We start from the raw sequence: 24045 nt of genomic DNA on the forward strand, positions 1-24045 counted from the left end.
TAGTGGGACGAAACGCCTCCCGGGCGGACCGACTGGAGGACCGAGAGTGACGGACACACCGAGAGGAACGTCGACCGAGGCCTTCGCACGGCGGCTGCACGAGCTGCGCAGCGGATCGGGGCGTACGTACGGGGCGTTGGCACGGCGGATGGGTGTCGGCGCGGCGACGCTGCACCGCTACTGCGCCGGGCAGACGGTCCCGATGGACTTCGCGCCGGTGGAACGGCTGGCGCGGCTGTGCGGCTGCGGGCCCGACGAACTCGCGGAGCTGCACCGGCTGTGGGTCCTGGCGGACGCGGACCGCGGGGTACGCCGGGAGGCCGGCGCCGCGCGGCCGTCGGCCGCCGCCGACTGGGTGCCGAGGGCGAGCGCCGCTCCCGCGAGGGGCACGTCACCCGAGCCGTCCGCCGAGGCCGCAGCCTGCCCGGCTGCTGTCGTCGACGCGTCACCGAAGGCTGCCGCGGTCCCCGATGGATCCGCGGCGGACGCCGATGCCGTCGGAGATGCCCCGCACGTGCCACGGCCCGCGGGGCCGGTGCGCGTGCCCTGGCGTTCCCGTCGCGGCACCCTCGTCGTGGCGTCCGTCGCAGCACTCTCCCTGCTCGCCGCGCTCACCGTGCTGGTCGGCTTCCGCAAGCTCGATCCCGGCCCAGGCGGCGAAACCCGCACGGCCCACCCCCGGCCGGGCCAGGGACCGGCGGTCCCCCCGCCGCCCGCCCGTCCGCGTAGCTCCCCGGCGAGTCCGCCGGCGGCCGCGGAGTCCGGGACCGCCGCTCCGCGTCCCCGCTCCGGTGACGGGAGCGACGGGCCCGGCACGGCGGCTTCCGGCGGCACGGGCAGCGCACCCGCGACCGGGACGCCGTTCGCCTGGACCGTCGACGACCACGTCTGGCGCAACGGCTGCGACCACGCGTATCTCGTGGACCGCGAGCCCGCCGCCGTACCGCCGCCGCCCGTACAGGCCGACGCGGCGTCATGGGCCGCTTCGCTGGGCGCGCTCCACGGGGGTGAGACGCAGGTGCGCATCACGGTACGGGGCAGGGGCGCCGAAGCCGTCGTGCTGGAGTCGCTGCACGTGCGCGTGGTGGAGCGCCGGACGCCGCCCGAGCGGGGTGTGTTCCGCACGAGTTCCGGGTGCGGGGGTGCGCTGACGCCGCGACTGTTCGACGTCGACCTCGACGCGGAGCGCCCCGTGGCACGCCCGGTGCCCGGCAACGACTCCGGGGAGCCGATCCCGGCCGTGTCGTTCCCGTACACCGTCTCCTCCGCCGATCCGGAGTCGCTGCTCGTCAGCGGCCGTACGTCCGGGTGCGACTGCGACTGGTTCTTGGAGCTGCGGTGGAGCAGCGGTGAGCGCGGTGGCACGGTGCGGATCGACGACGGCGGCAGGCCGTTCCGTACGAGCGGCGTGCGGGGACTGCCCGTCCACGACTACGACTACGGTCCGGGCCGTTGGGTGGTGGCGTCCGGCGACGAGGCAGGCTGACCCGGGGCCGCTCGACGCGCGCGAAGCGGCGCGAGCAGGTTTTTGCGGAGTCGGCAAGCTTCTTTGCCACCGGTCGGGGGCCGGGCGGAGTATCGCCGTGAAACGGAGGTACACGACATGACGGCTTTCGCAGAAGAGACCGGGGCCCCTTGGCCTTCCGGCATGGCACAGCGCCACGACGAGGAGCACACACCGGTGACCGACAGCGATGCGGGAGGCGCGGAGTTCTGGGACTCCCGCTACAGCGAGAGCGAGCGGATGTGGAGCGGCGATCCGAACGCCGCGCTCGTCCGTGAAGTCGCCGGTCTGCGGCCCGGCACCGCGCTCGACCTGGGATGCGGGGAGGGCGCCGACACGATCTGGCTGGCGCAGCGCGGCTGGCAGGTGACGGGCACCGACATCTCCGCGGTCGCGCTGGACCGTGCGGCCCGTCATGCCGAGGAGGCGGGGGTCGCCGACGCCGTCGAATGGCGGCGGCTGGACCTCGCCGTGTCGTTCCCGGACGGGGAGTTCGACCTGGTCTCGGCCCACTACCTGCACTCCCCCGGTGACATGCCGCGCGAGGAGATCCTGCGCAGGGCGGCCTCGGCGGTCGCTCCCGGAGGCGTCCTGCTGATCGTCGGACACGCGGGGATCGCCCCGTGGGAGCCCCCCACGTACGAGGGGGTGCCGCTGCCGACGCCGCAGCAGGTCCTCGACTCGCTGGAGCTGCCGACGGGCGAGTGGGAGGTGCAGCGCTGCGAGGAGTTCGAGCGCGCGCAGAACGACCCCGGGGGCCTGCCCGCGACGCGGACCGACAACGTACTGAGGGTCCGGCGGCTGCCTGCCTGACCACCGGTCCGTGGGCTGCCTTGCTGACACCGGTCCGGGGTCTGCCTTCCTGACCACCGGTATCGCGGGTCCCGGACCGCTCGGTCCGGGACCCGTCGGCGGGCCCACCCCGAACGCCGCTCCGGCCGCCGCCCGTCCGAGCAGTGACTCAGGCCAGTACCTCGGCGGCCACGCGCAGGTCGGCGACGAGCCCCTTGTAGGCCGTTTCCCGGTCGTCCGCCCGCAGGACCGCCGAGGGATGGACGGTGGCGATCACGCAGCCTTCGTGGGCCGCCCGCTCGGGCGGCATCCCCTGCGTCTCACCCGACACGTCGACCTGCCCCAGCCGGTCCCACGGCGGCAAGGGCAGCAGCAGCCCTCGCTGCTCGCTCACCCGGAACGTGCCGCCGAGCAGCGCCTTGCCCGCGGTCGCGCCCAGAGCCATCACCAGGTGGGGGTCCACCACGCGCAGTTCGGCGGCGAGCCAGGGGCGGCAGGCGGTCATCTCGCGCAGGCTGGGGGCCTTGTGGATCCGGCGCTTGCCGCGCTGCGCGGGCTGGAACTTGAAGTGTTTGACGGCGTTCGTGAAGTACGCCGTGCTCTCGTCGATGCCCACTTCCTCCAGGGCCCTGCGCAGCAGCCGGCCCGCCGGGCCGACGAACGGCTCCCCGGCCCGGTCCTCCTGGTCGCCCGGCTGTTCTCCGACGATCACGACCCGGGCCGAAGAGGTCCCCGCGCCGAACACGGTCCCCGTCGCGTTGCGGAACAGGGGGCAGCCCTCGCAGCCGGCGGCGGCCCGCCGCAGCGTCGGCAGTCCGCCGCTGCGCGGCACGAACGGCCCGGCGTCGTAGCCCTCGCCCGGCCGGGGCTCTTCACTGGTGGTCACCGCTCTCGCCTCCCGCCGTGTGCGGTTCGTGGCCCCTTCCGGCCGGTTACCCCTGCGGACCGGCCGTACTCACGCGGGTGCCCCGTCCCGGCAGGCGGTCCAGGCTTCCGCGAGCGATCGGAATCCGGGCTGTTGATCCGGGCGATTCCGGGCACTCGCCCCCTATGAAGAGCAACAACCCAGACCCCGATCCACGCACCACCCCAGGTCACGAAGCCGGACGCGGCGTGCCGCCGGGTGAGACACCGCAGGGCGAGGCGAGCGCCGGCTCCGGCACCGGACCGCGAGGAGACCTCACCCGCGGCTGGGCGAAGGGACCACTGTTCGTCATCGGCATCGTGGTGGTCCTGTGCGCGGCGTTCTTCCTCGCGTTCGCGCTCGTCCTCCTGCTGTGAGGTCATGACCGGCTGCGGGGCCGAAGGACCCCGCGCATCCGCCCGAGAGTCCCGGGCACACGCCACCCGGGACCGTCCGAGAAGGGAGTGCGCCATGTCCGAACGATCCGAACAGGGCGACCGGGCCCGGGACGACGAGGCCCGTGGCGACGACGTGTACCAGCCCACGTACTCGGACGTGCAGAACCGGCCGAGCGACGATCTCGACATGGAGAACGTGATCGGCGAGCGCGATCTGGACGACATGATCGCCGAGGGCTATTCGCCGCCGGAGCGCCCCTTGGGCGTCGGCCGGTACGGCACCACGGGCGAGGAGCAGCAGGCCGGGGAGACGCTGGACCAGCGGCTCGCCCAGGAGATGCCGGACGTGGCTCCGCCCGAGGGAAACGGCATCGGCGACCAGGTGGACGGCGACGGCGAACCGGTCGACGAGCTGGCCGGTGAGGAACGAGCGGGCCGGCTGGCCGACGTCGAGGATCCCGCGCCCCGCAGGCCCAGCCACATCGTGGCCCGTGACGTCGGGATCGACGGCGGTGCGGCCTCCGCGGAGGAGGCGGCCATGTACGTCACCTCCGACGACCGGCTGGGCACCGAGGAAGAGCCGGGGGCCGGCCGGGAGTGAGGCACACTCATGCGTTTCCGTGATCGCAGGGCGGCCGGACGGGAACTGGCGGCGCTGCTCGTCGAGAGACTGCGGGAGGAGCGGCTGCGCGCCCCGGTCGTCCTCGCGCTGCCGCGCGGCGGGGTGCCGGTGGGGGACGAGATCGCGCGGGCGCTCGGCGCGCCGCTCGACGTCGTCGTGGCCCGCAAGATCGGTGCGCCGTTCAATCCGGAGCTCGGAGTCGGTGCGCTGGCGGGCGAGGACCCTCCGCTGTACGACGCGCGGACCATGGCCATGCTCGATCTGACCGCCGACCGGCTCGGCGCGCAGGTCGCGGCGGAGCGTACCGAGCTGCACCGGCGGGAGGACCTGTACCGGGGGAAGCGGCCCGCCCCCGCCCTGCACGACCGTACGGCCGTCGTGGTCGACGACGGTCTGGCCACGGGCGTGACCGCGCGGGCCGCGGTGCGCGCGGTGCGGGGCATGGACCCCGCGGAGATCGTGCTCGCGGTGCCCGTCTCCGCCAGGGAGCCCGCCGCCGTGCTCCGGGCCGAGGTCGACGACCTCGTGTGCCTGTACACGCCGGAGGCGTTCCACTCGGTCGGCCAGTGGTACGAGGACTTCGGCCAGGTCAGCGACGAGGAAGTGATCGGCATCCTGCGGGCCTCGGCGTCCGCGGGCCGGCCGGCGTCCGCGCGGTGACGGGTCGGGCCGGAGGAGTGACGGGTCGGTGCCGGAGGGCAGGCGGTCCCGGCCCTGGGGGGGACAGGCGGCAGGTGACGAGGATTTTTCGCGGCGTGAGCCCCGAGGAGGCCCGCATGAAACGAACGGACCGCATCGCCGAGCCCTGGGGCACCCGCACGCCCTACGACCACGGCGGTACCTGGCCGGTGCGGGTCGACTCGCACCTCGCCGAGGGGATCGGCGCCGACGACGTGGAGCGCTGGGTGCCCAGCGCCTCGGTGCTGCACTCGAACGGCGACGCCCTGTACCTCGCCGTCCGCGGCGGGAAGATCGTGGGCGTGCGGGGCCGGCCCGACGACCGCGTCAACCACGGGCGGCTCGATCCCAAGGACCTCTTCGGCTGGCAGGCGAACGCCTCCCGGGACCGGCTGACCCGCCCGCTGGTGCGGGAGGGCGGCGAGCTGGTGGAGAGCGACTGGGAGACGGCGATGTCCCGCGTCGTCTCGCGCACCCGCCGGCTCCTGGACGACCAGGGCGCCTCCGCCATCGGGTTCTACACCAGCGGGCAGCTGTTCCTGGAGGAGTACTACGCGCTCTCCCTGATCGCCCACGGCGGCATCGGCACCAACCACCTGGACGGCAACACCCGGTTGTGCACGGCGACGGCGGCCGAGGCGCTGAAGACGTCCTTCGGCTGCGACGGCCAACCCGGCTCGTACACGGACGTCGACCACGCCGACGTGATCGCGCTGTTCGGGCACAACATGGCCGAGAGCCAGGCCGTCCTGTGGAGCAGGGTGCTCGACCGGCTGGCCGGGCCGCATCCGCCCGCGCTGGTCTGCGTCGACCCCCGGCCGACCCCGGTCGCGCGGGCGGCGACCGTCCACCTGGCGCCGAAGCCGGGCACCAACGTCGCCCTGATGAACGCGCTGCTCCACGTGATCGTGCGCACGGGCCGGATCGACCGCGACTACATCGACGCCCATGTGGTCGGCTTCGACGAATTCGAGCGGTGCGTGGCGGAGTATCCCCCCGAGCGGGCTGCCGGGATCTGCGGGGTGCCGGCCGACGACATCCGGCGTGCCGCACAGCTGCTGGGCGGTGCCGAGCGGCTGCTGTCCACCGTTCTGCAGGGGTTCTACCAGTCGCACCAGTCGACGGCCGCCGCGGTCCAGGTGAACAACCTGCATCTGATCCGCGGCATGCTCGGGCGGCCCGGCTGCGGGGTGCTGCAGATGAACGGCCAGCCGACGGCCCAGAACACCCGCGAATGCGGCGCCGACGGCGACCTGCCGGGATTCCGCAACTGGAACAACGACGCGCACGTCGCCGAGCTGGCCCGGATCTGGAACGTCGCACCGGAACGTATCCCGCACTACGGACCGCCCACGCACGCCATGCAGATGATGCGTTACGTGGAGGACGGCTCGATCCGCATGCTGTGGGTGTCGGGAACCAATCCGGCGGTGTCCCTGCCCGAACTGCACCGGATCCGCGGGGTGCTGGGCCAGAGGCGGCTGTTCCTGGTGGTGCAGGACATCTTCCTGACCGAGACGGCCCAGCTGGCGGACGTCGTCCTGCCGGCCGCCGCGTGGGGCGAGAAGACGGGCACGTTCACCAACGCCGACCGTACGGTGCACCTGTCCGAGAAGGCGGTCGATCCGCCCGGCGACGCACGCTCCGACCTGGACATCTTCCTCGACTACGCCACCCGCCTGGACCTGCGCGACAAGGACGGCGGGCCCCTGGTCCCGTGGGACGGGCCCGAGTCGGCGTTCGCGGCGTGGCAGGAGTGCAGCCGCGGGCGGCCGTGCGACTACACGGGCATCACCTACGACCGGTTGCGCGAGCACGGCGGCATCCAGTGGCCGTGCGACGACGAGCACCCCGACGGCGCCGAACGCCTCTACGCCGACGGCCGGTTCTTCAGCGATCCGGCGTCCTGCGAGAGCTACGGCCGGGATCTCGTCACCGGCGCCCCGTTGGAGGAGGCCGAGTACCGCGCGCTCAACCCCTCGGGCAGGGCCGTGGTCAAGGCGGCCGAGTACGTGCCGCCGCACGAGCAGACCTCGGACGCGTATCCGCTCGTCCTGACGACGGGCCGGACGCTGTACCACTTCCACACCCGTACCAAGACCGCCCGCACGCCCCAACTCCAGGCCGCCGCGCCCCGGATGTGGATCGAGCTGTCCCGGCACGACGCGGAGGCCGCCGGTATCGCCGAGGGCGACCTCATGGAGGCGACGACGCCGCGCGGCAGTGTGCGGGCCACGGCACGGATCACGGCGATCCGGGACGGCGTGCTGTTCCTGCCCTTCCACTACGGCTACTGGGACGACGGTGACGGGCACGGAGCCGGCCGGCCACCCCGGGCGGCGAACGAACTCACCCTGACCGACTGGGATCCGGCGTCCAAACAGCCGCTGTTCAAGACGGCCGCGGCCAGGATCCGGCGCATCGGCGCGGGCGACGGTATCCAGCCCGTTCCCACGAACACCGCCTCCGCCCCGGTGACCGCGGGCATCGCACCCACACGCGGCGGCCCCGCGGCCGAGGCGGAGGAGGCACGCCCGCCCGCCGGCGGCGACGACCAGGAAGGCACGCCATGAGGATCGGCCTGCTGCTGCGCGAACTGCACGACGGCGAGAATGCCTTGGCGCACCATCTGATGGTGGTCTCCGAGCGTCACCGCGTGGACCACGAGGTGTACCACCTGGCCCGTGACCTGGCGGGCTGGTCGCACCGGCACATCAAGGCACTGGCCGAGGCGGGCCCGGCGTACGGCGCCGATCTCGATCCGGCCGGGCCGGGTGAGATCTCGCCGGTGGCGAAGATGCGGGAGAGGGCGAGCGAACTGGCCGGCCGCCACGGGCAGGCGGAACTGCTGCTGTTGCGCGACCTGCGGAAGGTGTGCACGGAGGCGACGGGGGTGGCGGCCGACTGGGAGATGCTCGCGCAGGCGGCGCAGGCCCTGAACGACCAGGGGTTGCTGCGGCTCGCCACCACCTGCCGCCCGGACACCCTGCGCCAGGCGCGCTGGGCCCAGGCGAAGCTGAAGGAGGCGAGTCCGCAGATCCTGCTGGCGTAGCCCGCGCACCTGGCGGATTCGTTCTCCTCCGGCGCGACTGCCGTGGAGAACGTCGGTTTTCCGGTCAGGGAGTTGCGCGAAGACCTTGGTCATCACCCGTCGGGTTGGCATGCTTGAGCGACCTGCGGCACAGCCACGTGAGCGCGGGTGCTTCGCTCCGCTCTGCGCGGTTCGCCCACCCTGTGCGGGAGGTGTAGAAAGAGCATATGGCCGGATGCTACGGCCGCCCGCGCGCGGTTCTGCGGATGCGAACCGTCGCAGGTCAGGTCTTTCTCCTGCAGGTGGCGATCGTGGTGTCGCTCGTTGCCGTGGCCATGGCGGCGCTGGTGCTCCAGTCCCACGCCGACAGCGAACGGGAGGCCCGCAACCGGTCCGTCGCCGTGGCCGAGACCTTCGCGAACGCGCCCGGCATCGTCGAGGCTTTCGCCGCCCCGGACCCGACCGCCGTGCTCCAGCCGCGGGCCGAGGAGGCCCGCGAACGCTCGGGAGTCGACTTCATCGTCGTCTTCAACACCGAGGGCATCCGCTACACCCACCCCTTCACCGACCGCATCGGCAAGAGGTTCGTCGGCAACTACGCTCCGGCCCTCGCGGGCCGTGTGGTCACCGAGAAGATCACCGGGACGATCGGCCCGCTCGTCCAGGCCGTCGTCCCGGTCAGGGCGAGTGACGGCAAGGTCGTCGGTCTGGTGTCCGCGGGCATCACCGTCGCACGCGTCAGCGGCGTCGTGGAGGACCAGTTCCCCCTGCTGTTCGGCTCCGCGGCGGGAGTCCTGCTGCTCACGACCGGCGGCACCGCCCTGGTCACCCGCAGGCTGCGCCGTCAGACCCACGGCCTGGGCCCCGCCGAGATGACCCGGATGTACGAGCACCACGACGCCGTCCTGCACGCCGTCCGCGAGGGGGTCGTCATCGTGGGCGGGGACGGCCGGCTGCTGCTGGCCAACGACGAGGCACGCCGGCTGCTCGACCTGCCGGCCGACGTCGACGGCTCCCCGGTCGACGACCTCGGTCTCGAACCGCGCACCGCACATCTCCTTTCGTCCGGCCGCATCGCCACCGACGAGGTCGTCCCGGTCGGCGACCGGCTGCTGGCCGTCAACCAGCGCTCGACGGACCAGGCGGGCGGGCCGCCGGGCACGGTCGCGACGTTCCGGGACACCACGGAGCTCCAGGCGCTGACCGGACGGGTCGATGTGGCGCGTGGCCGGCTGAAGCTGCTGTACGACGCGGGCACGGAGATCGGCACGACGCTCGATGTGGTGCGCACCTGCGAGGAGTTGTGCGAGTTCGCCGCCGCCCGGTTCGCCGACTTCGCCACCGTCGATCTGGCGGAGGCCGTGCTTCGCGGCGCGGAGCCGACCGCCACGGGCGTGGACGTCGACATGCGGCGCACGGCGTTCAGCGGTCCCGGCGACACGGCGCTGTACCCGCTCGGTCATACGATCCGCTTCGTGCCCACGACGCCGCTGGGTTCGGGACTCGTCAAGGGTGACGCGGTCCTGGAGACGGATCTGGCCGCGTTCTCCGGCTGGCAGCGCCAGGACCCGGTACGGGCGCCGCAACTGGTCGAGTACGGGATGCACTCGATGATCGCGGTGCCCCTGCGGGCGAGGGGGGTGGTACTGGGGGTGGCGATGTTCTGGCGGGCCGGGACGCCGGAGCCGTTCGAGGCGGAGGACCTGTCGCTCGCGGAGGAGCTGGTGGCCCGCGCCGCGGTGAGCGTCGACAACGCACGGCGTTACTCCCGCGAGCACACCATGGCGGTGACGCTGCAGCGCAGCCTGCTCCCCCGGGGCCTGCCGGAACAGACCGCGCTGGACATGGCCTACCGCTACCGGCCGGCCCAGGCCGGGCTCGGTGGCCTCGGCGGAGTGGGCGGCGACTGGTTCGACATCATCCCGTTGCCGGGGGCGCGCGTGGCGCTCGTGGTGGGGGACGTGGTCGGGCACGGGCTGCACGCCGCGGCGACGATGGGGCGCCTGCGCACCGCGGTGCACAACTTCGCCGGCCTGGACCTGCCGCCGGACGAACTGCTGTGGCACCTCGACGAACTGGTCGCCCGTATCGACCAGGACGAGACGGACGACGGCGTGGACGCCTCGGTCACGGGGGCCACCTGCATCTACGCGATCTACGATCCGGTCTCCGGGAACTGCAGCATCGCGCGGGCCGGCCATCTCCAGCCCGCGATCGTCCTCCCGGACGGCAAAGCGGAGTTCGCCGACGTGCCGGGCGGTCCGCCGCTGGGACTGGGCGGCATGCCGTTCGAGACCCTGGAAGTGCGGCTGCCCGAGGGCAGCCGGCTCGTCCTCTACACCGACGGGCTCATCGAGGACCGCGGGCGCGAGATCGACGAGGGCCTGGAGATGCTGCGCCGCACCCTGGACCACGACGGCGGCCGGACACCCGAGGAGACCTGCGAGCAGGTCCTCGCGGCGCTGCTGCCGGACCGCCCCCGCGACGACATCGCGCTGCTCGTGGGGCGTACCCGCGTCCTGACGTCCGACCGGGTGGCCGAGTGGGACGTGCCGCCGGACCCGGCCGCCGTACGGGACGTCCGGGCCGCGGTGTCGCGGAAGCTGGCCGAATGGGATGTCGGCGAGGAGGCGTTCACCACGGAACTGATCCTCAGTGAGCTGGTGACCAACGCGATCCGTTATGCCGACGGCCCCATCCAGGTCCGGCTGATCCGGGACCGCAGTCTGATCTGCGAGGTGGCGGACCGCAGCAGCACTTCGCCCCATCTGCGGCAGGCGGCGACCACGGACGAGGGGGGCCGGGGGCTGTTCCTCGTGTCCCAGTTCGCGGAGCGCTGGGGGACGCGGTACACGGGGAGCGGCAAGGTGATCTGGACCGAGCAGCCCCTGTCGCCGGGTGCCCCCGCACTCGTCGAGCGCGACTGAACCGCCGACCGCGACCGAACGGCCGGCCTCGACCGAGGTGCCGACCGCGCGCCGGAGCCGGTCCTTCGAGGCCCGCCGCTTTGGACGGCACGCCGCCGCCCTCGCGGAGCGGGAACCGCAGCCGCCCCCACCCCCTCGTACGAGAGCGCTCCCACCCCGCACTGCCCACCGCCGCAACGGCGGCCGGTGATCATAGGGTGACGGCATGGGCAGACATGTGACCTTCGAACGGCTCCACAACTTCCGGGACTTGGGCGGGTACCGGGCGGCCGACGGCCGGACCGTCAGATGGCGCCGGCTCTACCGCTCCGATCACTGCACTCCTACGCCACCGGACACGTCGGTGTCGACGAGAAGGTGGTCACGCGGCTTCGTGAGCGGCTCCTGGAGTGAGCCCCGTCGCGCCCGCGGGTCACTCCACGTCGATCAGCAGCTCCGGCCGGTCCCACAGCACCGCCGGCGGCGCGGCCCGCACCGTGCCGGTCCGGCGGGCGCCCACACTCAGGTAGAACCCCTCGGCGGGCGGATGGGACACCACGCGTACGGACCCGAGTCCGGCCTCGCGGGCCCGGTCCTTCATGTGCCCGATGAGCCGCCGGCCGACCCCGAGGCCCTGGGCGTCGTCGGCGACGAACATCAGGTCGAGCTCGGGCGGGGACAGGACGAGGGCGTAGAAGCCGAGCAGCCGGTCCTCGTCACCCACCGCGAGATGAACCTCGTGCGCCTCGATGTAGTCGGGGCCGACGCGGTATCCGGCCACCATGGCCGCGTACTGCCCCTCGTAGGCACGAGAGCCGCGCACCATGCGGGTCAGCCGCCGGGCGTCCCGCGCGGTCGCCCGGACGATCCGCACCACCTCGCGACGCCGTACGCCGCCGGCACCGCGAGTCATGACGGTAAGGGGCTCTGTCATGATCCGAGTATGACAGACACCTCGGCACGGCGACCCGGGCGGCGATTTCCGTACCGTACGGGGGGATCCTTCGGCGTCGCACGCCCCACCGTCCCGGGCGTACACGCGTCCGGCCGTGGCATATGCCAAGACCACGGAGGCCGCTTCCGTCACATGCATCACGCCAGCCACGGGCATCAAGTCCTCACGCGGGTACGGGGCGACACAGGCGGCCCGAACAGGGGGACGAACAGCGGGGTGGCCGCTGGCATATGCCAAAGACACCACCGGATCGAGTGTTGCCAAACGGCTTACGGCACCTCGCCGCCTGTGCAACAGTCGTAACCGGTCCCTGTATCCGTCCTGCCGTGGCCGCGCCTGTATCGGAGTTCGACATGCCGTCCCATGTGTTCGCGGACCGTCCCGCCCAGCCGCCCGAGCGCGGCACTGTCGACGCCCTCATCACCCGCACCCGCAGACTGCGCGGAGACGTGGACGCGGTGCGCCAGGACACGGTGGGCGCGGAGGACGACCCGCAGGGACGGTGGCAGCGCGCGCTCTACGACCTCGCCGTCCATCATCTGGACGACCTGGGCGCGCACCTGGACCAGCTCAAGGAGGGCCTGCCACCGGCGACGGCCGACGCGTTCGCCGAGGAACTCGCCGAGTACGAGGCGGACGGCGCGGCCGGCAGCGGCTCGCTGCTCAGCCGGGTCGGCAGCGCGGAGTGGAATCTGCTGACCGACGAGGTCAGCTGGTCCGACGAGCTGTTCCGGATCCTCGGCCGCGACCCCGAGGCCGGACCCATGTCCCTGGACGAGCTGCCGTCGGTCGTGTTCGCCGAGGACCAGCCGCTGCTCACGGCGATGGTGACGGACTGCCTGGTCGACGGCCGGCCGATCGACGGCGAGTTCCGCATGGTGCGGCCCGACGGCCGCGTCCGCACGGTGCACATGATGGGCGAGCCCGTCCTCGACGCCGACGGCTCCACGGCCGCCATGTGGGCCGTCCTCCGCGACGTCGGCGAACTGCGGCGCAGCCAGCGGGCGGTGCGTGAGACCCGGGACTCGCTCCGGCGCCACCAGCACATCGAGCGGACCGAGCGCCGACTCGCCGTCGAGATGCAGGAGGCGGTGCTGACACCGTGGCGCGGCGCGCGCCACATCCCGGTCGGCAGCCCCACGTCCCTGGACATCGCCGCGCACTGCCTCGACGCGACCGACGGCGCGCTCATCGGCGGCGACTGGTACGACGCTCTGCAACTCCCGGACGGCTCATCGCTGTTGAGCGTCGGGGACCTCACCGGTCACGGAGTGGCGGTCACCTCGACCATGGCCATGCTGCTGGGTGCCCTGCGGGGCATGGCCGTGGCGGGCATCCGCCCGGGACAGCTCATGGCCCATCTGAACCAGTTGCTGGACACCTCGCCCCAGCCTGCCCTCGGCAGCGCCGTGTGCTGCCGTTACGACCCCGCCAGCCGCCTGGTGACCTGGGCGCAGGCGGGGCACCCCGCCCCGCTGTTGTTCCGCGACGGGACGGGGCGGGCGCTGTCGACGCTCGACGGGGTGCTGCTGGGAGCCACCAGGGGCGCATCGTACGAGCAGGGTGAACTGACCCTGCGGCAGGGCGATGTGCTGGTCCTGCACTCCGACGGGCTGACGCGTGGGAGCTCGGGACCACAGGACGGCGAGGATGCGGCGGACCGGCTGACGGCACTGGCAGCACGGCTCACCGGGGTGCGTGACGCACAGGAAGGCGTCAGGGTCGTGGTGGGCGAATTCGGTCAGGACGAGCGCCAGGGCGACGCCTGTGTACTGGTGGCGAAGGTGACCGCGTAGGACGGGCGAGGCGGACGCCCCCTCGGGCCGACCGCCGGGCCCGCTGATCCCGCGCGCCCACCGGTCAGATCCGTGCGCTTCCGCGCTTCGTCGACGGGGCGGCGGGCAGCGCCAGCTGAATCTCCTCGCGCAGGTCCTCGATCTTCGCGTAGCCCGCGTACTGCCCGGTGAGCCGGTACATCTCGCGCAGCCGGTCCCACGTCCGGTGCGAGGAGGTCTCCCCCATCGACACCAGCGCGAGCCGGGCGTAACGGTCGGCCTGCTCCGGATCGTCGGCGATGAAGCACGCCGACGCCAGCGAGATGTAGTCGAAGATCTTGGAACGCTGACGCCCGCCCTCGCGCAGCTGGAGCGCCAGCTTGGCGTGCCGCAGGGCGGTGCTCGCTGCCGACGGGTCGTGATCGGCCAGCGTGCGGTACGCGAGCGCCTGCATGCCGTGCATGTCCGCCTCGTCGAACATCTGCATCCAACTCGGCGGCGGCACATCGCCCTTGTCGGAGACGAAGAGCTCCTCGGCCTCACCGAGGGTGCGGCGCATGGCCTGCCCGCGCCCCATGGACGCCTGCGCCCACGCCTCGATGGTGTGCAGCATGGCCCGCGTACGGGGCAGGGTCTGCTCCCCCGAGCCCGCCTTGGCGAGCTTCATCAGGTCCAGGGCGTCGTCGGGGCGGCCCAGGTGCACCATCTGGCGGGCGGCACGGGACAGCGCTTCGCCGGCGCGGGGGCGGTCGCCGCCCTCGCGCGCCGCATGCGCGGCGATGACGAAGTACTTCTGGGCGGTGGGCTCCAGGCCGACGTCGTGGGACATCCAGCCCGCGAGGACGGCGAGATTGGCGGCGACGCCCCACAGGCGCCGCTGGAGGTGGTCGGGGTGGCGGTAGGCGAGCATGCCGCCCACCTCGTTGAGCTGGCCCACGACCGCCTTGCGCTGCAGGCCGCCGCCGCGGGCGGCGTCCCAGGCGCGGAACACCTCCACGGAGCGCTCCAGTGCGTCGATCTCCTGCGACCCGATGGGGGCGGCCTCGTAGCGGTCGTACCCAGCGGGGTCGGCGTGCAGCGGATCGGCGGTGAGGGCGGGGTCGTGGGAGGTGCCGGGGTCGGTCTTGAGCCAGTCGTGCATGGCGCTGGTGAGCGCTGAGCCCGCGGCGAGCGCCGCGCCGGCGCCCACGAGGCCGCGTCGGTTGAGCATGAGGTCCATTCCCGTGAATTCGGTGAGGACCGCCGCCGTACGGTCGGGCGCCCACGGCAGACCGTCAGGGTTGTCGGTGCCCTGGACGTCCCGCCGCTTCCCCGCTCGCCCGCTCCGTGCGAACCCGAGGTCCTCGATGGTCACGACACGACCGAGTCGCTCGGTGAACAGGGCCGCCAGCACCTTCGGCACGGGATCGCGCGGGGACTCGCCCATGTCGATCCAGCGCCGTACCCGCGAGGTGTCGGTGGCCAGTTGGGGGTGGCCCATGGCCGCCGCCTGCCGGTTCACGAGTCTCGCGAGTTCGCCCTTGGACCAGCCGGCCAGGCCGAACAGGTCGCTCAGGCGCGTGTTGGGTTCTCCGCTCACGTCAAGCCCCCAGGTTCTCGGCTGAGTTGACAGTAACCCCGCGTCATGGGGCTGGCGACTATTCGCCAGGGTTCGCCAGGGTCCGCCAGATGGTGTGCCACCCGCGAGCCGGTGTCAGGTAGGAACGCGCCACCCCGCTCCGGCTGCCAGGGGCACATTCCCCAGGGTGTTGCCTCCGGTACGTCCGGAGCGGGGCAGCGCACGCAACTTGTCGGCACACGAAGGGATCTGTATCGCCCATGTACGCAGCATCGTCCTCCGTGTCCGCCCCCACCCGGCCGCAGCGTCCGGCTGTCCCGGCCGGCTCCGGACCGTATCTCGCCCCCGCTCACGCCGGCCGGGCACGCGTGCCCGCCGGTGCGGTCGGCCACCCCCTCAGCGGGAGAATCGACTTGTCCGGCCCTCAGGGCGCCCAGCTGCGCAAGGCTGTCGCGTCGGTGCACCGGATCTGCCCGGAGTTCCATCCGGTGCAGGTGCTGCGCCGCAGCGGACGTTCCGTGCTCATCGTCGGAACGACGGGGCGTACCACCGCGGTCGCCAAGTGCTTACTGGACCACTCGCCCGCGTGGGCGGAGTCGCTCCGGCACGAAATAGCTTCCTACCGTGCGTTCGTGCGGCACCGGCCGCCGGTCCGGGTGCCCCGGCTCATCGCCGCCGACCCGGAGAACTGCACGCTGGTGATCGAGCGGATGCCCGGCCGCCCGGCGGCTCTCGCCCGGCATCCTCTGGAGGCGCCGCCGAGGGCGGACGTGCGGGCGGCGCTCGGCGCCGTCGCCGGGCTCAACTCGTGGCGGCCGCCCGCCGGCATGTTCGACGCTCCGCTCGACTACGGTTCGCGGATCTCCCGCTATCACGAGCTGGGTCTGTTCACCGACCGGGACCTGGGTGACCTGCAGAAGCTGCTCCACGGTCTCGCCCAGGCGGGCGGTCGGCACGGCATGGGCCAGTTCTGCCACGGCGACGCGCTGCTGTCGAACATCCTGCTCTCCCCCACCGGCCCGGTCCTGGTGGACTGGGAGCACGCCGGCTGGTACCTGCCCGGGTACGACCTGGCGACGCTGTGGGCGGTCCTCGGGGAGGCCCCCGCGGCACGCCGTCAGATCAGTCAGCTGGCCCAGCAGTCGGGTCCGGCGGCACGCGACGCCTTCCTGGTGAATCTGATGCTCGTGCTGACGCGGGAGATCCGTACGTATGAGACGGCCGTGCAGCGCACGATGCGGGAGGCGCCGCCCGTCGTCGGGGGCCAGGCGCCGGCGGCGGGGCTCGCGGCCGGGGAGGAGCAGCGACTGCTGCTGCGACGGCTGCACGACGACTGCGCACTGGCCCGCAGGGCCGTGCGCGCGGCGGTCGGCACCCGCTGACCGCCGGACGAGGGGGAAGCGCGCTGCGCGCCCGGTGCCGGCACACCGGGGGCGCAGCGCACTGTCGTGGTCCCGTCGGGTCCACCGCCCTGCTCCGTCCCGGTGAACGCCGCGGGTCAGTAGGACCGCCTCGCCAAGGAGACGTACGCACGGTCCACGACGACGCGTGTCTCGTGGCGGTCCGGGTGAGCGGGGCGGGCTGACCTGGACATCGGTCCATGCCACTGACACGCCGCAGGCCCGCGAGCCGCCCTCCCGAAACTCGCCGACACGCCGATTGACGTGCAAATTCCTTGCGTCTGAGCCTGATTGACGGATCGTCCGTAAGCCGATACCCCTTAACGGTCCGGCCGCTGCTCACCATCCGTCCTGGGAGGCTGCCTTGCAAGGATGTGCCCTCGCCCGTTCCAGAAGCACTCGTCGGCAGGCGCGGACAGCGGGCACGGCGGTGGCCGCTGCCGCGCTGCTCCTGCCCCTCCTCTCCGCGGGGTCGTCGGCGACGGCCGGCGGGCGCCCTTCCCCCTCCGCGCTGCAGCGTGACTTCGCGGCGGCCGCCGACGAGTTCGGTGTGCCGCAGAGCGTGCTGCTCGGCGTGTCGTATCTGCAGTCCCGCTGGGACGCGCACGGCGGAGCCGCCAGTGTGACCGGGGGCTACGGCCCCATGCACCTGACCGACGTGCGGACCGCGCTGGCCGAGGCGCCGCATCATTCGCACGGCGCCGAGGACGCGCGGGGCGACGGCGCGCGTGCGGTACGCACGGTGGACGACGCGGCGCTGCCCGACACGGCCTCGCTCCCGCCGCGGCTGCGCACGCTGGACCGCGCGGCGCAGGTGTCGGGCATCGATCCGGGGGAGCTGCGCGACAACACGGCGGCGAACGTGCGCGGCGGCGCCGCGCTGCTCGCGGACGCGCAGAAGTCGCTGGGCCGGCCGCCGAGCGACGATCCGGCGCAGTGGTACGGCGCGGTGGCCCGGTTCTCGGGTGCGGACGACGTGGCGACGGCGAGGACGTACGCCGACGACGTGTTCGACGTGATCCGCACGGGCCAGGCCCGCACGACCGACAGCGGTCAGCAGGTGGTGCTCGCGGCCGATCCCGATGTGGCGCCGGACCGCGGGCAGGTGGCGGATCTCGGTCTGCGCTCCGCCGACGCGGCCGGGACGGAGTGCCCGCGCTCGGTGGCCTGCGAGTGGATCCCGGCGCCGTATGAGGAGTTCGGGGAGGGCAAGTACGGCAACCACGACAAGGCCGAAAGGCCCGGGTCGCAGTCGGTGAAGTACATCGTGATCCACGACACCGAGGCCACGTGGGACACCACCCTGCGGCTGGTGCAGAACCCGCAGTACGTGTCGTGGCAGTACTCGCTGCGCTCCTCGGACGGGCACATCGCCCAGCACGTGCCGCTCAAGGACGTGGCCTGGCACGCCGGGAACTGGTTCGTGAACGCCAAGTCGGTGGGCCTGGAGCACGAGGGGTTCCTCGTGTCACCCGACGCCTGGTACACGGAGGCGATGTACCGCACGTCGGCGCGGCTGGTGCGCTACCTCGCCCACCGGTTCGGCATTCCGCTGGACCGTCAGCACGTCCTGGGTCACGACAACGTGCCGGGGACGACGACGGCCACGATCCCGGGGATGCACACCGACCCCGGGCCGTACTGGGACTGGGCCCACTACTTCACGCTGCTGGGCCGGCCCTTCACGCCCGAGGCTGGTCCGGACAGCCCGGTGGTCACCATCCGGCCCGACTACGACGCCAACCGGCCGCTCTACACGGGCTGCACGAAGGCAGGAGAGGCGTGCACGCCGCACGGCTCGGGCGCGGTCCGGCTGCACACCGCGCCGAGTGAGAGCGCGCCGCTGGTCAAGGACATCGGGATGCGGCCGGGCGGTGAGGATTCGACGACCGGGGTGAACGACACCGGTGCGCGGGCCTCGACGGGACAGCAGTACGCGGTGGCGGGCCGTGAGGGCGACTGGACGGCGATCTGGTACCTGGGCCAGAAGGCGTGGTTCCACAATCCGGGGACGCAGCCGACGGCGGTGCCCGCGCGGGCCAGGGTACTGACACCGAGGGACGGGCTCGCCGAGGTGCCGGTGTACGGGCGGGCGTACCCGGAGGCGTCGGCCTATCCGGCGGGGGTGCCGGTGCAGTCGGTCTCGCCGCTGCCGTACACGCTCCGCGCGGGCCAGGCGTACGTGGCCGGTGACCGGCTGCCGGGCGAGTACCTGTACGCGACGACGTTCGACACGGCCGGGCACCGGGTGGTGCGGGGCCAGGAGATGTACTACCAGGTCCAGTTCGGCCACCGGGTGGCGTTCGTGAAGGCCTCCGACGTGGAGGTGACGACGGCCCGGTAGAACCGGGCGGCGAACCGCGGGGTGTCACCGGTCGTGGGTCCGGTGACACCCCGCTTTCCGTTGTGAGGGCTTGTACGACTAATCGTCCGTGCGCGTGCGCCCATGGGGCCAGGGGTAGGGCTGGGCCGACCAAGCCGGCCCGCGCCCCTGTGCGCGGCTGCTCACAGAAAGGCCCTCGACTCCTATGGCACAGCCCTTCGAACTGCCGGACTTCTACGTGCCCCATCCGGCACGGCTCAACCCGCACGTGGAGGAGGCACGGCAGCACACCACGCGGTGGGCACGGCACATGGGGATGCTGGAGGGGTCCGGCATCTGGGAGGAGAGCGACCTCGCGGCCCACGACTACGCGCTGCTGTGCGCCTACACGCATCCGGACTGCGACGCGGAGGCCCTGAGCCTGGTCACGGACTGGTACGTGTGGGTCTTCTTCTTCGACGACCACTTCCTGGAGGTCTTCAAGCGCAGCCAGGACAGAGCGGGCGGCAAGGCGTATCTCGACCGGCTGCCGGCGTTCATGCCGATGGACCTGTCCCGCGGGACGCCCGAGCCGACGAATCCGGTCGAGGCGGGCCTCGCCGATCTGTGGGCGCGCACCGTGCCCGCCATGTCGCCCGCCTGGCGCGCCCGTTTCGCACGCGCCACGGAGAACCTGCTCAACGAGTCGATGTGGGAGCTCTCCAACATCAACGAGGGCCGGATCGCGAACCCTCTCGAGTACATCGAGATGCGCCGCAAGGTGGGCGGCGCCCCCTGGTCGGCCGGCCTCGTGGAGTACGCGGCCGGCGCCGAGGTCCCCGAGTCCGTCGCACACGCGCGTCCGCTGCGGGTCCTGCGCGACACGTTCGCGGACGCGGTGCACCTGCGCAACGACCTGTTCTCGTACCAGCGCGAGGTGGAGGAGGAGGGCGAGAACAGCAACGGGGTGCTGGTCCTGGAGACCTTCCTCGGCTGCACGACGCAGGAGGCGGCGGATGCCGTCAACGACCTGCTGACCTCCCGCGTCCAGCAGTTCGAGAACACCGCGCTCACCGAGGTGCCCGCCCTGTGCGTGGAGAAGGGACTGAGCCCCGCCGAGTGCGCGGCGATCGCCGCCTATGCCAAGGGGCTCCAGGACTGGCAGTCCGGCGGCCACGAGTGGCACATGCGCTCCAGCCGCTACATGAACGAGGGCGTGGACACCGGGCCGGGGCCGCTCGACGGGGTGCTCGGCGTGTCGGCGCTCGACATCAGGACGCTGTTCGGCCGCCCGGCGGCGGCCCGGCTGCGCACGCTCACGCACCGTCCCGAGCAGGTGGGGCCGTCGTGGCTGCCCGCGTTCGACCTGCCGTTCCCGCTCACGCTCAGCCCCCACCTGGACGACGCACGCGCGAGGTCACTGGCCTGGGCTGGACGCATGGGGCTGCTGAACGACATCTGGGACGAGGCGAAGCTCGCCGGTTTCGACTTCGCGCTGTGCTCGGCCGGCCTCGACCCGGACGCCACGCCGGAGGAGCTGGAGCTCAGTGCCGAATGGCTGACGTGGGGGACGTACGGCGACGACTACTATCCGGTGGTTTACGGCCGGCGGCGTGATCTCGCGGGGGCCAGGCTGTCGAACGAGCGGCTGAAGGCGTGCATGCCGGTCGACGAACCGGAGGCAGGCGCCGCCCTCGCGGTCACCCCGATGGAGCGCAGTCTCGCCGATCTGTGGAGCCGCACGGCGGGGCCGATGTCGCCCGGCGCCCGGCAGTCCCTGCGCGGGGCGGTCGACGTCATGCTGGACAGCTGGCTGTGGGAGCTGCACAACCAGGCACAGCACCGCGTGCCCGATCCGGTCGACTACATCGAGATGCGCCGCCTCACGTTCGGCTCGGACCTGACGATGAGCCTGGCCCGGCTGCGGCACGAGGACGAGCTCCCGCCGGAGATCTACGCGAGCGGCCCGTTGCGCAGCCTGGAGAACTCCGCCGCGGACTACGCGTGTCTGCTCAACGACCTGTTCTCGTACCAGAAGGAGATCGAGTACGAGGGCGAGGTCCACAACGCCGTCCTGGTCGTGCAGACGTTCTTCGACTGCGACTACCCGACGGCCGCCGGGATGACGGACGAGCTGATGCGCTCGCGGCTGCGGGAGTTCCGGCACGTCAAGGAGCACGAACTGCCGTTGCTGTGCGATGACTTCGCGCTGGACGAGCAGGCGCGGGCGGCACTGGGCGCGTATGTCCGCGAGCTGGAGGACTGGCTCGCCGGCATTCTCAACTGGCACCGCCACGTGCGGCGTTACCGCGAGGAGGATCTGCGCGGGGGCGCGGCGCCGTGGCGGCTGGGCACACCCACCGGGCTCGGTACATCGGCGTTCCGGCTGGCTCTGCCCGCTCAGGGCGCACAGGTGCGGGTGTAGCCGCGGCCCGGGCGCCCGGGAAGACGGAACTGCCCGGGGCACGGCCCGGGCAGTTCGGTGCGGGGCGTGGTCAGCCCTGCTGGAAGAGCTCCGCGGGGAGCGGCTTGAGCAGCGCGTACAGATCGTCGGTGATCGGGCGGTCCCAGCTGGCGATCGTGACGAGCACATTGTCGCTGCGGTCGAACTGTACGCAGGAGATGCGGCTTTCGGAGAGCTTGACGCGGCGGACGATCAGGAGGTTGTCGCCCTGCATCACGGGCGTGTCCTCGACGTCGACGACCTCGACGGGCTCGTCGTTCTCCAGGGCGATAAGCAGCTGGGCGACCTCGAAGGGGATCTCGCCCTCCTCGACATCGCGCGCGGGCGATCCCTCGGGGAGGTTGCCGATGATCATCGCGGGGCCGCGGCCACCGAACAGGTCGTAGCGCAGGAAGACACCCTGGCAGCTGCCGTCGGGGGCGGGCAGCAGACCGGCGCCGAGATTGCCGGGCCAGTCGCCCGGGTCCATGGCCAGGACATCGAAGTCCGGACCCGCGGGTGTGGCGGCGCTGCGGCGGCGGAGAAACGACATAACCGCCATGGTACGTGTCCGCGCAGGGTCGGCCGAGTCGGGGCCGGGGGCGCTGTCGCCCGCGGCCCGCCGCGTGTCGTCGGGGGGCGCGTACCGTCCGTCGCCCGGCGGACTTGAACGCGTACGGCCCCGGGCCCGTACCCCTGGGCGCGCCCGTCGGCCGTGGCCGGTGCGGCGCCGACGAGGATCCGTACCGACAGTGAGGGATCAGCCCATGAACGACCGCATCAGTCCCGACCTGCAAGCCCTCCCCGACGGTGAGGCGGAGCTCCGTCTCGTGGTCCGCCTGGCGTGGGAGGACGTGGCGGCACTCGGTCAGGAGGCGGGCCGGCTCGCCGCGCGGATGCAGCGGCCGGTGAGCCTGGACGAGGCCGCGGGGCACCGGCTGCGCACCCGGTCCGCGGTGCGCGCCAAGCCGGCGGCGGATCCCGCCCCGCCGCTGCCGCCGGTGGCGTCGTCGGTCTCGTCGCTGACGTCCCGCACGCCGGGCGAGCACGCCCGCCAGGCCATCGAAAAGATCAACGGCTCCACGGTCCCGCCCCGCGACGCAACGCAGACGCCGGCGTGACGCGAGGGCCGGGGGCGTCGCGGCTCCCGGGCGTGTCTCGGCGGGCCGACGCGCCTGCGGACGCCTCGACCGGAGACGCGAGGGCGGGGCGACCACCGGCGCGGCCCTGCGCTGACCACCGCGACCGCGCCGGCGGGCGGCCCAGGTGGCTCAGGTCAGGTCGAACTCGCCGTCGCGGGCGTTCAGCACGAAGGCGCGCCATTCGGCGGGGGTGAAGATCAGCGACGGGTTCTCGGGCCGTCGGCCGTTGCGCATCGCGATGAAGCCCTCGACGAAGGCGATCTGGACGTCGCCCACTCCCTGGCTGCCCGACTGCCAGTCGGCGCCGCTGAGATCGAGCTCCGGCTTGTCCCAGCCCGAAAACGTCTGCGTGGTAGTGGTGATGGTGCTGTCGGCCACGTCCCTGCTCCTCCCGCATCGGTTCCCGGGCCAGACTAGCGACGGCGCCCGGTCACGGACAGGGCGCGGGGCACGCGTCGCGCGCCGCGTCAGCCGGTGGGCGGCCGCGCTCCCACGAGCCACATGGCGAAGAACTGCGACCCGCCGCCGTAGGCGTGGCCCAGCGCCTTGCGGGCGCCGTCGACCTGGTGCTCCCCGGCCCGGCCGCGCACCTGCAGTGCCGCCTCGGCGAAGCGGATCATGCCGGAGGCCCCGATGGGATTGGTGGACAGCACTCCGCCCGACGGGTTCACCGGCAGATCGCCGTCGATCTCGGTCGCACCGGACTCGGTGAGCTTCCAGCCCTCGCCCTCGGCGGCGAAGCCGAGGTTCTCCAGCCACATCGGCTCGTACCAGGAGAACGGGACGTACATCTCGACCGCGTCGATCTCGCGGCGCGGGTCGGTGATGCCCGCCTGCCGGTAGACGTCGGCGGCGCAGTCCTTGCCCGCCCGGGGGGAGACGAAGTCCTTGCCCGCGAACATCGTCGGCTCGCTGCGCATGGCGCCGCCGTGCAGCCAGGCGGGCGGCGCGGGGGAACGGGCCGCGCCCGCGCGGTCGGTGAGGACCATGGCACAGGCCCCGTCGGAGGAGGGGCAGGTCTCGGAGTAGCGCACGGGGTCCCAGAGCATGGGCGACGCCTGGACCTTCTCCAGGGTGATGCCGTGTTCGTGCAGATGGGCGTACGGGTTCCTGAGCGCGTTGCGGCGGTCCTTGTAGGCGACGAGCGAGCCGATGGTGTCCGGTGCGCCGGTGCGCCGTATGTAGGCGCGTACGTGCGGGGCGAAGAAGCCGCCGGCCCCGGCGAGGAGGGGCTGTTGGAAGGGGATCGGCAGCGAGAGGCCCCACATGGCGTTGGACTCGGACTGCTTCTCGAACGCCACCGTGAGGACCGTGCGGTGGACGCGGGCGGCGACCAGGTTGGCGGCGACAAGTGCGGTGGATCCGCCGACCGAGCCGGCGGTGTGCACGCGGAGCAGGGGTTTGCCGACCGCGCCGAGGGCGTCGGCGAGGTACAGCTCGGGCATCATCACGCCCTCGAAGAAGTCCGGTGCCTTGCCGATGACGACGGCGTCGATGCCGGCCCAGGTCAGCTGGGCGTCGTCGAGGGCCCGCAGGGCGGCTTCGCGGACGAGTCCGGCGATGGACACGTCGCGGCGGGCGGCGACGTGCTTGGTCTGGCCGATCCCGACGACGGCCACGGGCTCATGGGGCATG

19 protein-coding genes and 1 pseudogene are annotated in these 24045 nt (G+C 72.7%); 14 read left to right on the forward strand and 6 right to left on the reverse strand.

Annotated features, from left to right (window positions below):
* Nucleotides 1–46 precede the first annotated feature (46 nt).
* Together ACLB9X_RS03950 and ACLB9X_RS03955 are read left to right on the forward strand one after the other, a co-directional pair.
* Nucleotides 47–1486: a helix-turn-helix domain-containing protein gene (locus ACLB9X_RS03950; RefSeq protein ID WP_410358800.1), complete on the forward strand. Its 1440-nt coding sequence runs from the start codon at nucleotides 47–49 to the stop codon at nucleotides 1484–1486.
* 162 nt (nucleotides 1487–1648) lie between these two features.
* A complete protein-coding gene (locus ACLB9X_RS03955; protein WP_410358801.1) occupies nucleotides 1649–2317 on the forward strand; it encodes a class I SAM-dependent methyltransferase in 669 nt (222 codons plus the stop codon).
* Nucleotides 2318–2465: 148 nt separating this feature from the next.
* Here the strand turns inward: ACLB9X_RS03955 and ACLB9X_RS03960 are convergent, their stop codons facing one another.
* The gene (locus ACLB9X_RS03960) at nucleotides 2466–3182 is read right to left on the reverse strand and encodes a UdgX family uracil-DNA binding protein (RefSeq protein ID WP_410358802.1); all 717 of its coding nucleotides are present in this window, start codon (nucleotides 3180–3182) and stop codon (nucleotides 2466–2468) included.
* A 164-nt stretch (nucleotides 3183–3346) separates the two neighbouring features.
* Between ACLB9X_RS03960 and ACLB9X_RS03965 the strand changes: the two genes are divergently transcribed.
* From ACLB9X_RS03965 to ACLB9X_RS03995, 7 genes and pseudogenes are all read left to right on the forward strand, one after another.
* Nucleotides 3347–3577, forward strand: coding sequence for a DUF6480 family protein (locus tag ACLB9X_RS03965; protein WP_410358803.1), 231 nt, complete (start codon nucleotides 3347–3349; stop codon nucleotides 3575–3577).
* A 94-nt stretch (nucleotides 3578–3671) separates the two neighbouring features.
* On the forward strand, nucleotides 3672–4199 hold the full coding sequence (locus tag ACLB9X_RS03970) for a DUF5709 domain-containing protein (RefSeq protein WP_410358804.1): 528 nt from the start codon (nucleotides 3672–3674) through the stop codon (nucleotides 4197–4199).
* Between the two features lie 9 nt (nucleotides 4200–4208).
* Nucleotides 4209–4880, forward strand: coding sequence for a phosphoribosyltransferase (locus ACLB9X_RS03975; RefSeq protein ID WP_410358805.1), 672 nt, complete (start codon nucleotides 4209–4211; stop codon nucleotides 4878–4880).
* A gap of 116 nt (nucleotides 4881–4996) precedes the next feature.
* Nucleotides 4997–7471, forward strand: a complete 2475-nt coding sequence (locus ACLB9X_RS03980; RefSeq protein WP_410358806.1) for a molybdopterin oxidoreductase family protein — start codon at nucleotides 4997–4999, stop codon at nucleotides 7469–7471.
* A complete protein-coding gene (locus ACLB9X_RS03985; RefSeq protein ID WP_410358807.1) occupies nucleotides 7468–7950 on the forward strand; it encodes a hypothetical protein in 483 nt (160 codons plus the stop codon). Before ACLB9X_RS03980 ends, ACLB9X_RS03985 begins: the two co-directional genes overlap by 4 nt.
* Before the next feature lie 206 nt (nucleotides 7951–8156).
* Nucleotides 8157–10856 (forward strand): SpoIIE family protein phosphatase, encoded by a 2700-nt coding sequence (locus tag ACLB9X_RS03990; protein ID WP_410358808.1) that lies wholly within the window; start codon nucleotides 8157–8159, stop codon nucleotides 10854–10856.
* A 205-nt stretch (nucleotides 10857–11061) separates the two neighbouring features.
* Nucleotides 11062–11169: pseudogene (locus ACLB9X_RS03995) on the forward strand (tyrosine-protein phosphatase); the annotation flags it as partial.
* Nucleotides 11170–11268: 99 nt separating this feature from the next.
* Here ACLB9X_RS03995 and ACLB9X_RS04000 read toward each other — a convergent pair.
* Complete coding sequence (locus ACLB9X_RS04000) at nucleotides 11269–11748, reverse strand: GNAT family N-acetyltransferase (RefSeq protein WP_410359133.1); 480 nt, start codon at nucleotides 11746–11748, stop codon at nucleotides 11269–11271.
* A 395-nt stretch (nucleotides 11749–12143) separates the two neighbouring features.
* On the opposite strand from ACLB9X_RS04000, the gene ACLB9X_RS04005 reads away from it, so the two are divergent.
* Complete coding sequence (locus tag ACLB9X_RS04005; protein ID WP_410359134.1) at nucleotides 12144–13586, forward strand: PP2C family protein-serine/threonine phosphatase; 1443 nt, start codon at nucleotides 12144–12146, stop codon at nucleotides 13584–13586.
* Nucleotides 13587–13650: 64 nt separating this feature from the next.
* Here ACLB9X_RS04005 and ACLB9X_RS04010 read toward each other — a convergent pair whose 3' ends face one another.
* Nucleotides 13651–15144 (reverse strand): hypothetical protein, encoded by a 1494-nt coding sequence (locus ACLB9X_RS04010; RefSeq protein ID WP_410358809.1) that lies wholly within the window; start codon nucleotides 15142–15144, stop codon nucleotides 13651–13653.
* A gap of 239 nt (nucleotides 15145–15383) precedes the next feature.
* Here ACLB9X_RS04010 and ACLB9X_RS04015 point away from each other — a divergent pair, with 239 nt between their 5' ends.
* The 3 genes from ACLB9X_RS04015 to ACLB9X_RS04025 all read left to right on the forward strand — a co-directional run bounded on the left by ACLB9X_RS04015 (nucleotide 15384) and on the right by ACLB9X_RS04025 (nucleotide 21250).
* On the forward strand, nucleotides 15384–16505 hold the full coding sequence (locus tag ACLB9X_RS04015) for an aminoglycoside phosphotransferase family protein (RefSeq protein ID WP_410358810.1): 1122 nt from the start codon (nucleotides 15384–15386) through the stop codon (nucleotides 16503–16505).
* A gap of 448 nt (nucleotides 16506–16953) precedes the next feature.
* Nucleotides 16954–18867, forward strand: a complete 1914-nt coding sequence (locus ACLB9X_RS04020) for an N-acetylmuramoyl-L-alanine amidase (RefSeq protein WP_410358811.1) — start codon at nucleotides 16954–16956, stop codon at nucleotides 18865–18867.
* A 184-nt stretch (nucleotides 18868–19051) separates the two neighbouring features.
* Nucleotides 19052–21250 carry a terpene synthase family protein gene (locus ACLB9X_RS04025; protein WP_410358812.1) on the forward strand — a complete coding sequence of 733 codons (2199 nt, stop codon included), beginning with the start codon at nucleotides 19052–19054 and terminating at the stop codon, nucleotides 21248–21250.
* A gap of 70 nt (nucleotides 21251–21320) precedes the next feature.
* On the opposite strand, the gene ACLB9X_RS04030 is transcribed toward ACLB9X_RS04025, so the two are convergent.
* The gene (locus ACLB9X_RS04030; protein ID WP_410358813.1) at nucleotides 21321–21821 is read right to left on the reverse strand and encodes a hypothetical protein; all 501 of its coding nucleotides are present in this window, start codon (nucleotides 21819–21821) and stop codon (nucleotides 21321–21323) included.
* Between the two features lie 214 nt (nucleotides 21822–22035).
* Here ACLB9X_RS04030 and ACLB9X_RS04035 point away from each other — a divergent pair, with 214 nt between their 5' ends.
* On the forward strand, nucleotides 22036–22389 hold the full coding sequence (locus tag ACLB9X_RS04035; protein ID WP_410358814.1) for a hypothetical protein: 354 nt from the start codon (nucleotides 22036–22038) through the stop codon (nucleotides 22387–22389).
* 150 nt (nucleotides 22390–22539) lie between these two features.
* Here the strand turns inward: ACLB9X_RS04035 and ACLB9X_RS04040 are convergent, their stop codons facing one another.
* Complete coding sequence (locus tag ACLB9X_RS04040; RefSeq protein WP_410358815.1) at nucleotides 22540–22788, reverse strand: DUF397 domain-containing protein; 249 nt, start codon at nucleotides 22786–22788, stop codon at nucleotides 22540–22542.
* An 89-nt stretch (nucleotides 22789–22877) separates the two neighbouring features.
* Entirely contained in the window at nucleotides 22878–24044 is a 1167-nt protein-coding gene (locus ACLB9X_RS04045) for a thiolase domain-containing protein (protein ID WP_410358816.1), read from the reverse strand.
* Between the last annotated feature and the right edge of the window lies 1 nt (nucleotide 24045).

The organism is Streptomyces sp. 5K101, from assembly GCF_046506645.1.
Lineage (GTDB): Bacteria > Actinomycetota > Actinomycetes > Streptomycetales > Streptomycetaceae > Streptomyces.

What these genes read in the sequence shown, in the direction of transcription:
- ACLB9X_RS03980 (WP_410358806.1), top strand. Translation starts at nt 4,997, where the DNA reads ATGAAACGAACGGACCGCATCGCCGAGCCCTGGGGCACCCGCACGCCC.
- ACLB9X_RS04015 (WP_410358810.1), top strand. Translation starts at nt 15,384, where the DNA reads ATGTACGCAGCATCGTCCTCCGTGTCCGCCCCCACCCGGCCGCAGCGT.
- ACLB9X_RS03955 (WP_410358801.1), top strand. Translation starts at nt 1,649, where the DNA reads ATGGCACAGCGCCACGACGAGGAGCACACACCGGTGACCGACAGCGAT.
- ACLB9X_RS03990 (WP_410358808.1), top strand. Translation starts at nt 8,157, where the DNA reads ATGGCCGGATGCTACGGCCGCCCGCGCGCGGTTCTGCGGATGCGAACC.
- ACLB9X_RS04025 (WP_410358812.1), top strand. Translation starts at nt 19,052, where the DNA reads ATGGCACAGCCCTTCGAACTGCCGGACTTCTACGTGCCCCATCCGGCA.
- ACLB9X_RS03975 (WP_410358805.1), top strand. Translation starts at nt 4,209, where the DNA reads ATGCGTTTCCGTGATCGCAGGGCGGCCGGACGGGAACTGGCGGCGCTG.
- ACLB9X_RS03965 (WP_410358803.1), top strand. Translation starts at nt 3,347, where the DNA reads ATGAAGAGCAACAACCCAGACCCCGATCCACGCACCACCCCAGGTCAC.
- ACLB9X_RS03970 (WP_410358804.1), top strand. Translation starts at nt 3,672, where the DNA reads ATGTCCGAACGATCCGAACAGGGCGACCGGGCCCGGGACGACGAGGCC.
- ACLB9X_RS04005 (WP_410359134.1), top strand. Translation starts at nt 12,144, where the DNA reads ATGCCGTCCCATGTGTTCGCGGACCGTCCCGCCCAGCCGCCCGAGCGC.
- ACLB9X_RS04000 (WP_410359133.1), bottom strand. Translation starts at nt 11,748, where the DNA reads ATGACTCGCGGTGCCGGCGGCGTACGGCGTCGCGAGGTGGTGCGGATC.
- ACLB9X_RS04045 (WP_410358816.1), bottom strand. Translation starts at nt 24,044, where the DNA reads ATGCCCCATGAGCCCGTGGCCGTCGTCGGGATCGGCCAGACCAAGCAC.
- ACLB9X_RS03985 (WP_410358807.1), top strand. Translation starts at nt 7,468, where the DNA reads ATGAGGATCGGCCTGCTGCTGCGCGAACTGCACGACGGCGAGAATGCC.
- ACLB9X_RS04035 (WP_410358814.1), top strand. Translation starts at nt 22,036, where the DNA reads ATGAACGACCGCATCAGTCCCGACCTGCAAGCCCTCCCCGACGGTGAG.
- ACLB9X_RS04030 (WP_410358813.1), bottom strand. Translation starts at nt 21,821, where the DNA reads ATGTCGTTTCTCCGCCGCCGCAGCGCCGCCACACCCGCGGGTCCGGAC.